This window comes from Paenibacillus sp. J31P190 (genome assembly GCF_059692075.1).
Genome location: NZ_JCAUAS010000006.1, coordinates 133346 through 148276, shown reverse-complemented (window position 1 = coordinate 148276; position 14931 = coordinate 133346). Strand labels below are relative to the sequence as shown.

Below are 14931 nucleotides of genomic sequence, written 5' to 3'. Positions count from 1 at the left end.
TGCACTTGTATGGCCAAAGCTGCTCTGCAAGGGTTAACCGGACGACAAAAGGCAGCCATTCTTTTGATCAGTTTAGGCCCTGAGGTGTCTGCTCAAATATTTAAGCATTTGCGAGAAGAAGAAATCGAGCAGTTAACGCTAGAGATTGCGAATGTTAGAAAAGTAGATTCTTATGAAAAAGAATCTATTTTATCTGAATTTCATCAAATCTGTTTAGCTCAAGAGTTTATTTCTCAAGGTGGTATTGCTTACGCCAAGGATATTTTGGAAAAGGCATTGGGATCACAAAAAGCGCTTGATATCATCAATAGGTTGACAGCAACTCTGCAAGTGAGACCTTTTGATTTTGCAAGAAAAGCAGATCCTGCACAAATCCTTAACTTCATTCAAAATGAGAATTCTCAGACAATCGCTTTGGTATTGTCGTATTTGCAAGCAGATCAAGCTTCGATCATCTTGTCATCACTACCACAGGAAAAGCAAGCTGATGTTGCTAAGCGTATTGCACTCATGGATAGTACCTCACCTGAAGTCATTAGCCAGGTTGAACGCGTTCTTGAACAAAAACTATCGTCAACTGTGACTCAGGATTACACAAATGCAGGTGGTATTGCTTCCATCGTTCAAATTCTGAATGGTGTCGATCGGGGTACAGAGCGTACTATTCTCGATTCTCTCGAAATTCAGGATCCGGAACTTGCGGAAGAAATTAAGAAACGGATGTTTGTCTTCGAAGATATCGTCAATATCGACAATCGTTCCATTCAACGAATTATTCGCGACATTGAGAATGCGGATTTACAGCTTGCCCTTAAAGTTGCAAGCGAAGAAGTTCGCGATGCCTTGTTCAAGAATATGTCCAAACGTATGGCGGATACCTTTAAGGAAGAAATGGAATTTATGGGACCCGTACGTTTACGTGATGTTGAAGAAGCTCAAACCCGGATTGTTGCAACGATTCGCCGCTTAGAAGAATCTGGTGAAATCATCATCGCACGTGGTGGAGGAGATGATATTATTGTCTAATGTCATTAAATCATTTGCTTATTTTCCGTTAGATGATAAGAAAATAGTAGAAACGATTTCACCACTTGAATTATTACGTGCTGGTATGTTAACAGATGATGCAAATCAATTGACTCCTGAACAGCAGCAAGAACTGACAGAAGCTACAAGTATGAAGGAGCAGATCCTTCAGGATGCTGAGGCTTTTGCCCACGAACAAATCGACCAGGCTATGCAGGAGTGCGCAGCGCTTCGAGAACAAACTCACGCAGAAATAACGAGTTGGTGGGAGAGCCGCCGTGCTGAAGATGAAGAGCACATCGCGCTTTCCAGACAATCAGGATTTGATGAGGGTTACGAACAAGGGATTGTTCAAGCCGAAGAAAATCTCCGCCAAGAACACGGTGAGATGTTATCAGAGGCTCGAGCCATTTTGGAACAAGCTTACAAGCTTAAGCAGCAAATCATTCAAGAATCAGAACCTTTCTTAATTGAACTTAGTACTTCCATTGCTGAGAAAGTGATTGGGCGCCAATTAACTTTAAATCCAGAATGGGTTATTGAAATAATTCAGATGGTACTTTCACGTAGAAGAGAAAAAGGAATTATCGCGCTTTGTGTAGCACCTTCACAGTTTGCGTATATCCAAGATGCACGCGAAGAGTTACTAACTTCCATTGATTCACAAGCTGAATTACAAATTATCCCGGACTCTACAGTACAAGACCGTGGTTGTGTGATACGTTCCTCATTTGGAAGCATTGATGCCAGAATTGACACTCAGTTAAAAGAGATTAAGTCGGCGCTAAGACAATTGGCAACTCAAAGTGAGGTGTCCGAGTTATGAGCAGCAAGCTGCCAAATGCTGATAAATACAAGGAGCATCTGCATACGATTGATCCAATTCGAGTGAACGGTAAAGTAACGCAGGTAATTGGGCTGACAGTTGAGTCAGAAGGTCCTGATGTGAGCATTGGCGATCTTTGCTACATATATCCGCACAAGTCAAACAAGCCGCTAAAAGCTGAAGTCGTTGGATTTCGCAGCAACAAAGTAGTTCTGATGCCACTCGGTGATTTGGATGCAATTGGTCCTGGATGCGATGTCGTAGGTACCGGAAAGCCGCTTACTGTCCAAGTTGGCCATGAGCTGCTTGGTAAAGTTTTAGACGGTTTGGGACAACCCTTAGATGGTTCATTCCTCCCGTCTAGAATGGCGCAATATTCAACGAATAATGTGCCCGGGAACCCGCTTACACGTCCACGTGTTCTGAATCCAATTTCGGTTGGTGTTCGCTGTATAGATGGATTATTAACAATTGGCAAGGGACAGCGTGTCGGTATTTTCGCAGGTTCTGGTGTAGGTAAAAGTACGTTGATGGGGATGATTGCACGTAATACATCCGCTGATGTCAACGTAATTGCTCTTATTGGCGAGCGTGGTAGAGAGGTTCTAGACTTTATTGAAAGAGATTTAGGTCCTGAAGGACTTGCTAGATCCGTTGTGATTGTTGCAACTTCAGATCAACCCGCTTTGATTAGAATCAAAGGTGCGATGATTGCAACTAGCATTGCTGAGTATTTTCGAGATCGCGGCTTAAATGTCATGATGATGATGGATTCAGTCACTCGCTTTGCTATGGCGCAGCGTGAAGTCGGGCTTGCCGTTGGAGAACCTCCAGCCACACGCGGTTATACGCCTTCGGTTTTTGCAATGCTTCCGCGGCTTCTAGAGCGTTCAGGTACGGGACCAAAGGGCTCCATTACCGCTTTTTATACTGTACTTGTAGATGGGGACGACATGAATGAGCCTATCGCTGATGCTGTGCGAGGTATTTTGGATGGTCATATTGTACTTAATCGCAGCATTGCTAATAAGGGTCATTACCCAGCCATCGATGTTTTATCCAGTGTAAGCCGAGTCATGAAAGAAATTGTTCCTACTGAACACATGGAAGCAGCTGATCAATTGAAGCGACTTCTTTCTATATATAAAGATTCGGAAGATCTTATCAATATAGGGGCATACCAAAAAGGTTCTAACCCAAATATTGATATCGCTATGGATAATATCGAGGCAATATGGGATTTCACGAAGCAAAAAACGTCTGAAAAGTTAACATTTGAAGAAGCTCAAGAACGTTTGATTCATGAATTTTATAAGGGATGAGGCTCCTGAATGAATTTTCGTTATTCTTTCCAGCAAATTGTCGATTTGAAAAACAATGAACGAACACAGGCAGAGTGGATATTGTCTGAGGCAATGGGGCAACTAAGGAACGAAGAGACGAGCTTGCATGGGTTGTTTGAGCAAAAAGATAGCCTCCATAACGAAATGGCTAGTGTATCTAGCAGTTCGGTATCCATTTCCAAGATGCTGTTGATGCAAAACTACATGAATCATGTTGATCAGCAAATCGCACGCAAGCATTTGGATGTGCAGCAAGCACAGCATGTCGTGCTCAAAAAGCAGGAACATCTTTCGGAAAGAATGATTGATGAGAAAGTTTGGTCGAAGGCAAGAGAGAAGGCATACAACCAATTTCAATCTTTTGTCGCCAAAAAAGAGCAAGAAGCTCTAGATGAGATGGCTACTAACCGTTTCAGACGACTAACGTATTGAGGAAGGCAAAGGAGGGAAGAGGAGATGGCCGATACAAGCATAGAGGGTGCATCTTATAGTGCACTGGAACGATTTCTGATATGGTTTGTCATCCCCTTTGTGTTTACGGCAGTTTTGCTCTTCGTGCTGTTGTCAATTTTTGATTATGATATCAAGAGCAGTATTCAGAAGGCGCTGCACAATACACCAGTCATTGGAACAATCGTCCCTGCTCCCAAAGAAAAAGCAGTAGTGACGAGTGATGGTAAAGCACCGACTTTTGAGCAAAGCAACAAGATGAAAGATGAAGAGATTACGCAGCTAAACGCAAGAATTGCTGAACTTCAAACAGCTTTGCAAAAAGCCGATTCGACAACCGAGCAGAAGGATCTTTCACTGAAAGATGCTCAGGCGAAGTTAACTGATTTGGAAGAGAAGCTGAAGAATAAAACGCAAACCGAAGAAGAATACAATAATCAAATTACTCAACTTGCGAATATGTATGCAAAAATGAATCCAAGTAAAGCTGCCCCTATCATTGAAGCTTTGACACCTAAAGAAATGGTTCTTGTGTTTTCAATGATGAAAGCAGATAGTCGTGGTGCGATTCTAGAAAAGATGACCCCGACTAAAGCGGCTGAGGCTTCCATTGGAGTTAAGGATGTTGTTCCTGTGCGCGATAAACAAATTGCTGCCTTGCAAGAGAGATTGGCAACTAATGGAGCGACGAAGACCACAACATCCGTAAGCAAAACAGATTTAGGGCAAACTTTTGCCAACATGACACCGAAAAGTGCTTCCAACGTCCTTCTGGAAATGAATAAATCTAACCCTGATAAAGTGTTAGCTATTCTCAGTGGGATGGATAATGCTTCTCGTTCTAAAGTAATGTCATCATTATCAGACGCAAATAAAGAAATCGCAGCTTCAATTTCAGCTAAACTTGTTCAGTAATGTCATTGATTTCACGAAGGGAGGTGAAAAAAATGGACGTACAAATGCCAACAGTACCTGCTGGAAACAATGCTGCTTCAACAGCAACAGGTAAAGCAAGTACGACTGAAACGGCTACCAAGGATACTTCTTTTAATCAAGTATTAGATGGTCAAATTGTTCAAGATAATGCTTCTGGTGATGCAAATGCTTCCGATCCAGCTCTTTCTCTGAACATGCTGCTTCAAATGCTTCAAAGCTTGGTTTTGCCCCTTCAAGGCGCTGTTGTACAGCAGGTCGAGCAAGGAAAGGGAGATCAACCTCTACCAGAAATGCTTTTGGAGGCAATGAACAGCAACCCTAAGCTAGCTGAACAATTATTACAAGATCAGAACGTGAAGAAGTGGTTCGAAGATGCTCAGCAATTGTTAAGCACACTTGGTGATGCACAATCTAACGCGGCTTTCACACTACCGAATGGGTTGAATCTTCAGCCAGCTGATACATTAAACTTACAAGCCCAGAATACTTTGCTTACACTGACTACTTTGACTAAACAGCAGCCTGACAATCCTATTTTGAAGTTTTTGAACCAGGACTTACTTAGCACGATTGAGCCTTTGCTTCCAGAGTTAATGGCGACATTGAAGGGACCAACATCAATAACCGAAGCAGCAACGAAATCACTCAAGGCTACTGAAGGTTTGGTAGAAGAAAGTAAGAGTGATACCACATCTGTTAACAGAGCAAGTCATGTTAAAAAGGCAAATAAGTTAGGTGTTGAGCAGAAAACTGATGGAGATTCATTTACCCTAGTGCAACCATCAAAGTCAAAGCTTGAGCTTTTAGCAATCAAGAATGTACTTCACGCACCAGTTGTCGAGTCTACTACAGCGTCCGAAGAATCTTTTGCAGCCCTCGTTGATTTACCGACTGAAGAAGCTCCAGCAACGAATAACATCGTTACGATCGGTGATTTGCAGAAAGCGCAACAAGCTGCTATTCCAGTTGATAAAACGCCAACAGCAACAATCGATGCGGCAAATTTTACAGAAGAAATGACAGAGCATGTGTTGAAGAACTTGAAGATAACGATGGCTGGCGGTTTTTCTGAAGCTAAACTATCTTTATTTCCTAAAAATCTCGGTCATATTGATGTAAGAATATCGATGCAGGATGGACAACTGATAGCTCAATTTGCTGCAGATTCCTTAGCTGGTAAGCAGATGCTGGAAAGTCAACTTCCGCAGTTACGACAAGCTCTTCAAACACAAGGTTTGCAAGTTGAGAAGCTTGAGGTTACTCAAAATCAAAACATGCAATCCAGTATGTTTCAAGATCAACGTCAGCAGCAAACATTTAGTCAATCTCAGCGTCAAAGTAAAAATGCTTCAGGAAACTATGATGAAGATTCAATTGACTTTACTCAAGAAATAGAAAATGTAGCTCAAGTACGAACTGCAGTAAATGGTAACTCCTTCGATGTTATTGCCTAAAAAAGCAATCTATGTGATTCAGCTGGAGGTGAAAGTGTGGCTACAACCCCGATATCAGGTAATGTTACCGATTTGATCAATACCGGAAATAAAGCAAAATCGAAAGAGAAAGACAACAATACGTTAGGCAAAGATGATTTCCTTAAAATCTTGATTACACAACTTCAAAATCAAGATCCGACGCAACCTTTACAAGATAAAGAGTTCATTGCACAAATGGCGCAATTCACATCCGTAGAGCAACTGACCAATATGGCTGGTGAAATGAAGCTAATGCGTCAATCTCTTGGTTTTGTTTCAGGCTTGATTGGGAAATCGATCACATGGACGGATATCGACTCATCTGGAGCATCTGTTGAAAAGTCTGGTGTTATTGATTCCATTACATTCAAAGACGGAAATCAATATGCCAATGTGAAGGGAGAGGAAATTTCTCTTGACAAGCTCAAGAAAATTGAGAATGTCGGAGAAACCAAATGACAGAGAGAATATCCATAGGGCAGCTTTATCCTAATGCGGTTTCTCCAGCGTCTACGAGACGAACACCTGTACAGCAACCGGCATCCAATTCCGGTATTCCAACTTTCCAGAAACTTCTTCAGGAGCAATTTGTTCGTTTCAGTCATCATGCAGAGGTTAGACTGAAAGAGAGAGACATTCAATTAAAGCCAGAGCAATTGGATAAGCTGAACCAAGCAATCGACAAGGCTGCTGCTAAAGGTGCTAAGGATGCTCTTATGATTTTAGGTGGAAATGCTTTAATTGTTAATGTTCCTAACCGAACTGTTGTGACGGCGCTTGATGGAAATGCAATGAATGAACATGTTTTTACACAAATAGATAGTGCCATTATTATTTCTTAACCATCAGGCTCGACCGTGCAGGAAGCCTGGAGCTGTGGAGCGATTGAAGCAGCTCATTATATTTATATCCGATTAGGAGGCCTATTAGATGTTAAGATCTTTGTACTCAGGCGTTTCAGGTATGCGTGGTTTTCAAACGAAATTAGATGTTATCGGCAATAATATCGCAAACGTAAATACCATCGGATTCAAAGGCAGCCGTGTTATGTTCAAAGATATCCTTAGTCAAACCGTTGCTGGTGTTAGTGCTGCTGATGAGAACCGCGGTGGTGTGAATGCTCAGCAAGTAGGTTTAGGTGTAAGTTTAGCTGCCATTGATACTGTACATACGGCTGGAAGTGCAATGACAACGAATGTCCCTACTGATTTGCGTGTTAACGGGGATGGATTCTTTGCAGTAGGTACTACCGAGCAGGTGGATGCACCTTACTTGACAAGAGCAGGTAACTTTACTTTAGATCCAACCAGAAACCTGGTAAATGCGGAAGGACTTCATGTTATGGGTGCTGATGGTGCCGGTCCAATTGTGCTTCCTGATGACATTGTTTCATTCTCGATTGCACAAAACGGCGATATCATTGGTGTTAACACGACAGGAGCAACGGTTGCTACAGGTCAGAAAGTTGGCGTCGTTAAAGTCATTAACCCTGCAGGTCTTGAGAAAATTGGTGGGAATTTGTATCGAATGACAGCCAATGCGAATCCAGAAGGTGCAATTGAAGTTGGGGCACCAGGCAATCCAGAAACGGGAACAGGGACACTGATCTCAGGACAACTGGAAATGTCGAACGTTGACTTAACAGGTGAATTCACCGAAATGATTATCGCTCAGCGTGGTTTCCAAGCGAATTCTCGGATTATCACGACATCGGATGAAGTACTTCAAGAAGTCGTTAATCTTAAACATTAATTTTAAGTTGATGTGAAAGAGGGGAGCTAGTCTCCCCTTATCCTGATACAGGAGGAGAAACATGATTTCTCTCACTCGTTTAAACGGTAAAGCCATTATCCTGAACGCCATACTGATCGAACTTATTGAAGAGACTCCAGACACTATGATCACGTTGACTACAGGTAAGAAAATCACAGTACTCGAAAAGGCAGAGGTTGTGGTAAGCTTAGTGCGGACCTACATGCAGGAGATTGGCTCAGTGCGAGCGACAATAAAGTCCAGGGATGCGGAGGGTTCGTAAGTGTTTAAGAACAAAATTTTCATACTCATTGTCTCCATTCTAATTGCAATTACTCTGATTTTGACGGCTGCCTTCGTATTGTGGAACTTTATGGAGAAAAATAATCGATCCAAAGACCCTGCGGTTCAAGCTCAGGAAGCTGTTGCAAGCGTGAAGCCAACGAAAGCGCCTTCTGCGGAAGCTAAAAAGGCTAACACTGCAATTATTAAAGATATTTTGACGAATTTGTCTGGCAGTCAGAACTTCATTAAAATCAGCTTCGCTTTTGAATTAGAAAATTCAAAAGGTAAGGCAGAATTTGATAGTTTGCTGGACTCAGCGGTTAAAGGAACAATCGTACAAGCGCTTGGAGATTTGACAAAAGATCAAATTGAAGGAAGCAAGGGTTCCGACAGTTTAATCTCTACGTTAATGAACAAATTAAATCCGCTGTTACATGAGGGTAAAATTAAGCAAATATGGATAACCGATAAAGTACTTCAATAACTCGCTTTTGATTTTGCTTAAAGGAGGTGACTCGAATGGTTGATGTTCTGTCGCAAAATGAGATCGATGCCTTGCTAGCTGCTTTGTCCTCAGGCGAAATGGATGCGGATGAACTTAAAAAAGAGGAAACGCAGAAGAAGGTAAGGGCCTATGACTTTAAGAGAGCGGTACGTTTCTCAAAGGATCATATTCGTAGCTTAACCCGGATTCACGAAAACTTTGCACGATTTTTAACAACATATTTTTCAGCTCAGCTCCGTACGTTCGTACAGATTAGTGTAGTCCAGGTTGAACAACTGCCCTACGACGAATTTATTCGTTCGATCCCGAAAATGACCATTTTGAACATCTTTGAAGCGGAGCCTTTAGAGGGTCGAATGGTGCTTGAGGTTCATCCCAATGTCGCATTTGCTATGTTGGATCGTTTGTTGGGCGGTGCGGGTACGACCCCAACCAAAATTAATGCTTTAACTGAGATTGAAACGATTGTGATGGAACGTATTTTTAGCAGAGCATTCGATAGTTTACAAGAGGCATGGAAGACTGTCATTGATATTCAACCTCGTTTAGAGGCCCTTGAAACAAATCCGCAGTTCATGCAGATTGTTTCACCTAATGAAACCATTGCGTTAATATCGCTAAGTACCAAAATCGGTGATACAACAGGGATGATCAACTTGTGTATCCCTCATGTGGTTATTGAACCGATTATGCCTCGACTTTCTGTGCATCACTGGTTTGTCTCCCAGAAGAAGACGAGAGCACCTGAAGAAGTGGAAGCACTTCAATCGCGCTTGGAAAAAACCAAGCTGCCTCTCATTGCAGAATTGGGATCGTCCGAAATTTCAATACGCGATTTCCTTGGCTTAGTGCCCGGCGATGTAATCCCGCTGCATAAATCCGTCGAAGATTCGCTTCAAGTCAAAGTGGGCGAGAAGCTGAAATATCTCGGAAGCCCCGGTACCTTAAAAGGGAAGATGGCTGTACAAATTACAGAAATCGTAAACGAAGGAGAAGAAGATTATGACGAATAACAGAGATTATTTGTCCCAGGAAGAGATCGATGCTTTGTTGAGACAGTCATCGGACGATAGTTCAGCCTCTTCTTTTAACGGGCCTCCTAAAGTTGAAGACTATTTATCTCCCCTAGAACAGGATGCACTTGGTGAAATTGGTAATATCACTTTCGGTAGTGCAGCCACAGCGCTTTCGACATTGCTTGGAAAGAAAGTAGACATTACGACACCTAAGGTTTCTATTATCGGTAAAGAAGAATTGGAAGAGCAGTTTCCAAGACCTCATGTAGCGGTTCATGTGAATTATGTTGATGGTTTTGATGGTATTAATCTGCTTGTCATTAAAACACGTGATGCCCAGGTCATTGCTGATTTAATGATGGGCGGTGATGGTACTGGCGGTGATGAAAATCTTAGTGAAATTCATATCAGTGCTGTACAAGAAGCCATGAATCAGATGATGGGATCTTCTGCTACGTCCATGTCTACCATCTTTAATCGATTTGTCAATATCTCGCCTCCAGGAATCGACATATTAAATTTGTCGAAAGGAGAAGGAAAACTACCCGACGAGGACGTATTTATAAAGATATCGTTCCGACTAGCCATTGGCGATCTTATTGATTCTAACATCATGCAATTATTACCTGTTCCTTTCGCCAAAGAAATGGTATCGATTCTCATGGGTGGTGATTCTGACTCTTCAATGGAGGCTGCACCAGCGGCTCAAGCACCGACTCCGTCACCAGTACCTGCACAGGAAGCTCATATACCGCCTCCAGCCGCTCCTAGTCCTATGTACGAGCAGCCTATGTACCAACAACAGCAGCCAGTGTATGAACAACCGATGTATCAACAGCCACCAATGGGACAGCCGATGTATCCGCCACAGCAACCCATGTACCCGCCACAGCAACCCATGTATCAGCAGCCTCCGGCAGCTTATGGTGGGATGCCCAATCGGAATGTGAATGTTCAACCCGTACAATTCGGGAATTTACAATCGGGTTCAATGGCGCAGGCTGATGATACAAACCTTAATTTACTACTAGATATACCTCTTAAGGTAACAGTAGAATTAGGCAGAACGCACAAGGTGATTAAAGACATCTTAGAACTTTCCCAGGGATCGATTATTGAATTGGATAAGCTGGCAGGTGAGCCTGTTGATATCTTAGTAAATAACAAGTTGATTGCCAAAGGCGAAGTTGTCGTCATCGATGAAAACTTTGGGGTTCGTGTTACAGACATTGTTAACCAGTGGGAACGAATTCAAAAGTTACAATAATTTAAATTTAGGGGGATTTTACTCATGGCTAACCGTATTCTAATTGTTGATGATGCTGCATTTATGAGAATGATGATTCGTGATATTTTATCTAAAAATGGTTACGAGGTTTGTGGAGAAGCGAATGATGGTGCTCAAGCCATCGAAAAGTACAAAGAATTGAAACCAGATTTAATTACAATGGATATTACGATGCCTGAGATGGACGGCATTCAAGCATTGAAAGAAATCAAAAAAATTGAACCTACTGCAAAGGTCATTATGTGTTCCGCGATGGGGCAGCAAGCTATGGTTATTGATGCCATTCAAGCAGGGGCAAAAGACTTTATTGTTAAACCATTTCAGGCAGACCGTGTTATCGAAGCGATTAAAAAGACTCTGGGTTAAACCGTCAACGTTCGGTTGAGTCTTACATAAACCGAAAGGGTTGTGACTATGAGAAGACTCCAATCGAAACGACTGATTACTGCCATATTAAGTGTAGTCGCAATGTTATATACCAAATCCATTAGCTTTGCTGAAACAGAGCCAGGACAAGGTCTTCCAACATCGGATTTTCCGACTACTGACTCATTTAATTCGTTTGGCATGATTGTTAAGGTCATTTTCTTTCTTGTATTAATTATTCTCTTATTCTTTGTGCTTATGAAGTACATAGCTAAGAAAAACAAAGGTACTATGTTCGGGAACTCAATTCGTTCTTTAGGTGGAGTTCCCCTCGGACAAAATAAATCGATTCAAATTGTTGAAATTGGTCATTCGCTCTTCGTGGTTGGCGTCGGTGAGAACATTCAGTTGTTGGATAAGATCAATGACGCCGATGAAGTTGCGTATATCTCGGAATTGCTTACTTCTTCAGAGGATGATCGCGTGGGCTTTGGTGCAATAAGTAAGTGGATAAGCAAACTTCCTGTTAGAAAGAAAGAGATCGAGGAAGAAGTAGAAATTACTTCATCCTTTCAACAAGTATTTCACGATAGGCTGCAGCGAGTATCAAACCGTAATAAAGATGCTCACGAATGGCTTTCTGATCAAAAACAAACAGATCGGTTGAATGATGAATGAAAAGAAATAAATTAGTTCTTACGCTTCTGATTGTTATGATTTCAGTGTTCCTCTTATCGCTGACAGCTTCGGCTGCTGAAACAGATCCAAACAATCCGATCCCTGGGTTAAATGTGAATATTGGGACTAGTGGCGCTGCCGGTGGATCTTCTAACACAGTTACCTTATTGCTCCTATTAACCGTATTAAGTCTTGCACCATCGTTTCTTATTTTAATGACTAGTTTCACAAGAATTGTCATCGTGCTTGGATTCGTTCGAACATCCCTTGGAACCCAGCAGATGCCGCCTAATCAGGTTTTAATCGGACTAGCTCTGTTTTTAACCTTTTTTATTATGTCTCCTACTTTGGGAGAGGTTAACCAGACAGCTTTGCAGCCTTATCTGAAGGGTGAAATTAATCAGACCCAGGCTTTTGAGAAAGCGTCCTTACCAATGAAGAAGTTTATGTTCAAACATACACGTCAGAAGGATCTAAAGTTGTTCTTAGACTATACCAAAGCTAAGGCACCTACAGGCGTAGAAGATATACCGATTACTTCATTAGTCCCGGCATACGCAATAAGTGAACTGAAATCAGCTTTCCAGATGGGATTCATGATTTTTATCCCGTTTCTGGTCATAGATATGGTTGTATCCAGTACCTTAATGGCAATGGGAATGATGATGTTACCGCCTGTTATGATTTCACTCCCTTTTAAAATTCTACTTTTCATACTTGTAGATGGTTGGTATCTTGTGGTGAGATCATTACTCCTAAGCTATGGTTAAGGATCAAGATATCGGAGGTTTCTAAATGGGCTCGGAATTTGTAATACGGATTGCTGGTGAGGCTGTTTATACTGTGCTTAAAGCAAGTGCACCCATGCTTATTATAGGGCTTGTCGTTGGTCTGATCATAAGTATTTTTCAAGCAACAACGCAGATTCAAGAACAAACCTTGGCGTTTGTTCCCAAAATTGTGGCGGTTCTGCTGTCTATTTTAATATTTGGACCTTGGATCATGAATACATTGGTTGACTTTACTTTTAATTTACTCAACAACCTTTACAAATTCGTTGGATAGGTTGTGAGCGAAATGACATACTTTTTCCAAGTTATCCCTATCTTTCTGCTTATTTTTTGTCGAATTACATCGTTCTTTGTCGTAGTCCCAATTCTTTCTTCAAGAAATGTTCCAATGATGTTCAAAATCGGACTTTCCGTATTCATCTCGTTAATCATTTTTGCGACTATGGGGTTGGATAAGCCCATTCCCATGGATGGTGAATACATTCTATTGATCATTCGTGAAATGCTTGTTGGCGTTTTACTTGGTTTTCTGGCCTATATCTTTTTTACGGTTGTCCAGACAGCCGGCTCTTTTATGGATATGCAAATCGGCTTCAGTATGGCGAGTGTGATTGATCCTCTAACGGGGGCTTCAAGCCCAATGTTAGGTAACCTTAAATATATGATCGCCGTGCTGCTTTTTCTTTCTTTTGATGGGCACCATTATTTGATCAGAGCGATTATTGACAGCTACCGTTGGATACCGCTGGACAATCAACTGTTCACCCGCATCTATGATGGACAAATTTCGAATTTCTTGTTTCAATCGCTTTCCAAAATGTTTTATCTCTCGTTTCAACTCGCTGCTCCTATCATAGCAGCCCTTTTTTTGACAGATTTAGGGTTAGGACTCTTAACAAGGGTTGCTCCGCAATTCAATATTTTCGTTATAGGCGCACCTTTGAAAATGATCCTTGGCTTTTTTCTGCTGGTCATTATTTTCCCAGAATTAATATCTCAATTTCAAAATTTATTTGCAACCATTTTTGATTACATGGAGAAGTTGCTTCAACTGATTAGCGGCACACAGCAACCATCACCTAAGTAGGAGGTAAGCCGTGTCCCAAACATTACGATTGAAGCTCGATTTACAATGGTTTGCTGGGGAAAAGACGGAATCTGCTACAGCAAAGAAGAGGCAGGACGCTCGTAAGAAGGGTCAAGTTGCGAAGAGTATGGACTTACCCGCGGCATTTATTTTACTCTTTTCATTTCTATCGTTCCTCATGTTCGGTGGTTATATGAAAGAGAAGATTGTAAACATCTTTCGAAACGTGTATGAGAATCAACTGACGATGGACATCACAGCCGCAAACGTTCAGGTATTATTCGTGGATTTAGTCCAACAAGGGTTAATCATTTTAGCTCCTATCTTTATCCTTGTTGTTTTAGTTGCTTTTATTGGAAATTATGCACAAATTGGTTTTATGTTTATTGGCGATCCCCTGATGATGAAGTTTAACAAGATCAATCCGATCGAGGGCTTCAAGCGAATTTTTTCGCTGCGAACCGTGATGGATTTTCTTAAGTCAACAATGAAGATGTTAATTATCGGTTATGTCGTGTACACGACATTAATAGGGGAAAAAGCTAAACTGCTAGGACTTGGCCATGCTCCATTGGAGAGTACATTTTCATTTATTGCCTCGGTCACCCTAAAACTAGGGATCAAAATTGGAGCGATTTTAATTGTCCTTGCCATTTTTGATTTCATATATCAAAAGTATGAGTACGAGAAAAGTCTCAAAATGTCCAAACAGGATATTAAGGATGAGTATAAGAAGAGTGAAGGGGATCCACTTATCAAAGGAAAGATTCGCGCAAAGCAGCGCCAGATGGCCATGCAGCGCATGATGCAGGAAGTCCCCAAAGCTGATGTTATTATTACCAATCCAACCCACTTTGCAGTTGCTTTGAAATATGATTCGAACAATATGCAAGCCCCGACAGTTATTGCTAAGGGCGCGGATTATGTTGCTTTAAAGATTAAAGAAGTTGCGAAGAAAAACGGTATTATGACGATGGAAAATAAACCGCTTGCTCGAGCGATCTTTGCACAGGTGGAAATTGGTGACTCGATTCCGGCTGAGCTGTTCCAGGCTGTCGCAGAAGTATTGGCTTATGTATATAAAGTGAAGGGCAAAACGAACTAATG

General features: G+C 41.6%; 19 protein-coding genes. All 19 read left to right on the top strand.

All coding sequences use genetic code 11. The features are described 5' to 3' along the window. Window positions 1–9: 9 nt before the first annotated feature. The 19 genes from fliG to flhB all read left to right on the top strand — a co-directional run bounded on the left by fliG (window position 10) and on the right by flhB (window position 14929). Window positions 10–1026 carry a flagellar motor switch protein FliG gene (gene fliG / locus AC58U0_RS14140; protein WP_497379606.1) on the top strand — a complete coding sequence of 339 codons (1017 nt, stop codon included), beginning with the start codon at window positions 10–12 and terminating at the stop codon, window positions 1024–1026. Further along, complete coding sequence (locus AC58U0_RS14135; RefSeq protein ID WP_497379605.1) at window positions 1019–1852, top strand: FliH/SctL family protein; 834 nt, start codon at window positions 1019–1021, stop codon at window positions 1850–1852. The genes fliG and AC58U0_RS14135 overlap by 8 nt, the downstream gene beginning before the upstream one ends. After that, the gene (fliI, locus tag AC58U0_RS14130; RefSeq protein WP_171688263.1) at window positions 1849–3174 is read left to right on the top strand and encodes a flagellar protein export ATPase FliI; all 1326 of its coding nucleotides are present in this window, start codon (window positions 1849–1851) and stop codon (window positions 3172–3174) included. The genes AC58U0_RS14135 and fliI overlap by 4 nt, the downstream gene beginning before the upstream one ends. A gap of 9 nt (window positions 3175–3183) precedes the next feature. Continuing rightward, a complete protein-coding gene (gene fliJ, locus AC58U0_RS14125) occupies window positions 3184–3627 on the top strand; it encodes a flagellar export protein FliJ (protein ID WP_497379604.1) in 444 nt (147 codons plus the stop codon). Between the two features lie 24 nt (window positions 3628–3651). Then, complete coding sequence (locus AC58U0_RS14120) at window positions 3652–4560, top strand: MotE family protein (protein WP_497379603.1); 909 nt, start codon at window positions 3652–3654, stop codon at window positions 4558–4560. 32 nt (window positions 4561–4592) lie between these two features. Beyond that, window positions 4593–6035, top strand: coding sequence for a flagellar hook-length control protein FliK (locus AC58U0_RS14115; RefSeq protein ID WP_497379602.1), 1443 nt, complete (start codon window positions 4593–4595; stop codon window positions 6033–6035). Window positions 6036–6071: 36 nt separating this feature from the next. After that, a complete protein-coding gene (locus AC58U0_RS14110) occupies window positions 6072–6515 on the top strand; it encodes a flagellar hook capping FlgD N-terminal domain-containing protein (RefSeq protein ID WP_057301555.1) in 444 nt (147 codons plus the stop codon). Continuing rightward, window positions 6512–6898: a TIGR02530 family flagellar biosynthesis protein gene (locus tag AC58U0_RS14105; RefSeq protein ID WP_029195362.1), complete on the top strand. Its 387-nt coding sequence runs from the start codon at window positions 6512–6514 to the stop codon at window positions 6896–6898. The genes AC58U0_RS14110 and AC58U0_RS14105 overlap by 4 nt, the downstream gene beginning before the upstream one ends. Window positions 6899–6986: 88 nt before the next feature. Next, entirely contained in the window at window positions 6987–7808 is an 822-nt protein-coding gene (flgG, locus tag AC58U0_RS14100) for a flagellar basal body rod protein FlgG (RefSeq protein WP_497379601.1), read from the top strand. 61 nt (window positions 7809–7869) lie between these two features. After that, window positions 7870–8091, top strand: coding sequence for a flagellar FlbD family protein (locus AC58U0_RS14095; protein ID WP_029195364.1), 222 nt, complete (start codon window positions 7870–7872; stop codon window positions 8089–8091). Beyond that, entirely contained in the window at window positions 8092–8577 is a 486-nt protein-coding gene (locus AC58U0_RS14090; RefSeq protein WP_497379600.1) for a flagellar basal body-associated FliL family protein, read from the top strand. A gap of 35 nt (window positions 8578–8612) precedes the next feature. After that, on the top strand, window positions 8613–9611 hold the full coding sequence (gene fliM / locus AC58U0_RS14085) for a flagellar motor switch protein FliM (protein WP_171688257.1): 999 nt from the start codon (window positions 8613–8615) through the stop codon (window positions 9609–9611). Continuing rightward, window positions 9601–10881 carry a flagellar motor switch phosphatase FliY gene (fliY, locus tag AC58U0_RS14080; protein ID WP_497379599.1) on the top strand — a complete coding sequence of 427 codons (1281 nt, stop codon included), beginning with the start codon at window positions 9601–9603 and terminating at the stop codon, window positions 10879–10881. The genes fliM and fliY overlap by 11 nt, the downstream gene beginning before the upstream one ends. A gap of 24 nt (window positions 10882–10905) precedes the next feature. Then, window positions 10906–11268 (top strand): response regulator, encoded by a 363-nt coding sequence (locus tag AC58U0_RS14075; protein ID WP_029195368.1) that lies wholly within the window; start codon window positions 10906–10908, stop codon window positions 11266–11268. 48 nt (window positions 11269–11316) lie between these two features. Next, on the top strand, window positions 11317–11946 hold the full coding sequence (locus AC58U0_RS14070; protein WP_497379598.1) for a flagellar biosynthetic protein FliO: 630 nt from the start codon (window positions 11317–11319) through the stop codon (window positions 11944–11946). Then, the gene (fliP, locus tag AC58U0_RS14065; RefSeq protein WP_057301548.1) at window positions 11943–12716 is read left to right on the top strand and encodes a flagellar type III secretion system pore protein FliP; all 774 of its coding nucleotides are present in this window, start codon (window positions 11943–11945) and stop codon (window positions 12714–12716) included. Before AC58U0_RS14070 ends, fliP begins: the two co-directional genes overlap by 4 nt. A 25-nt stretch (window positions 12717–12741) precedes the next feature. Then, window positions 12742–13011, top strand: coding sequence for a flagellar biosynthesis protein FliQ (fliQ, locus tag AC58U0_RS14060; RefSeq protein ID WP_029195371.1), 270 nt, complete (start codon window positions 12742–12744; stop codon window positions 13009–13011). A gap of 12 nt (window positions 13012–13023) precedes the next feature. Continuing rightward, a complete protein-coding gene (gene fliR / locus AC58U0_RS14055; protein WP_057301547.1) occupies window positions 13024–13824 on the top strand; it encodes a flagellar biosynthetic protein FliR in 801 nt (266 codons plus the stop codon). A 10-nt stretch (window positions 13825–13834) separates the two neighbouring features. Beyond that, window positions 13835–14929: a flagellar biosynthesis protein FlhB gene (gene flhB / locus AC58U0_RS14050; protein ID WP_497379596.1), complete on the top strand. Its 1095-nt coding sequence runs from the start codon at window positions 13835–13837 to the stop codon at window positions 14927–14929. Window positions 14930–14931: the final 2 nt, after the last annotated feature.

Coding starts and splice junctions, on each gene's coding strand:
- fliQ (WP_029195371.1), top strand. CDS start 12,742: ATGGGCTCGGAATTTGTAATACGGATTGCTGGTGAGGCTGTTTATACT.
- fliP (WP_057301548.1), top strand. CDS start 11,943: ATGAAAAGAAATAAATTAGTTCTTACGCTTCTGATTGTTATGATTTCA.
- AC58U0_RS14120 (WP_497379603.1), top strand. CDS start 3,652: ATGGCCGATACAAGCATAGAGGGTGCATCTTATAGTGCACTGGAACGA.
- fliY (WP_497379599.1), top strand. CDS start 9,601: ATGACGAATAACAGAGATTATTTGTCCCAGGAAGAGATCGATGCTTTG.
- AC58U0_RS14075 (WP_029195368.1), top strand. CDS start 10,906: ATGGCTAACCGTATTCTAATTGTTGATGATGCTGCATTTATGAGAATG.
- fliM (WP_171688257.1), top strand. CDS start 8,613: ATGGTTGATGTTCTGTCGCAAAATGAGATCGATGCCTTGCTAGCTGCT.
- flgG (WP_497379601.1), top strand. CDS start 6,987: ATGTTAAGATCTTTGTACTCAGGCGTTTCAGGTATGCGTGGTTTTCAA.
- fliG (WP_497379606.1), top strand. CDS start 10: ATGGCCAAAGCTGCTCTGCAAGGGTTAACCGGACGACAAAAGGCAGCC.
- AC58U0_RS14070 (WP_497379598.1), top strand. CDS start 11,317: ATGAGAAGACTCCAATCGAAACGACTGATTACTGCCATATTAAGTGTA.
- fliI (WP_171688263.1), top strand. CDS start 1,849: ATGAGCAGCAAGCTGCCAAATGCTGATAAATACAAGGAGCATCTGCAT.
- AC58U0_RS14105 (WP_029195362.1), top strand. CDS start 6,512: ATGACAGAGAGAATATCCATAGGGCAGCTTTATCCTAATGCGGTTTCT.
- fliJ (WP_497379604.1), top strand. CDS start 3,184: ATGAATTTTCGTTATTCTTTCCAGCAAATTGTCGATTTGAAAAACAAT.
- fliR (WP_057301547.1), top strand. CDS start 13,024: ATGACATACTTTTTCCAAGTTATCCCTATCTTTCTGCTTATTTTTTGT.
- AC58U0_RS14115 (WP_497379602.1), top strand. CDS start 4,593: ATGGACGTACAAATGCCAACAGTACCTGCTGGAAACAATGCTGCTTCA.
- AC58U0_RS14095 (WP_029195364.1), top strand. CDS start 7,870: ATGATTTCTCTCACTCGTTTAAACGGTAAAGCCATTATCCTGAACGCC.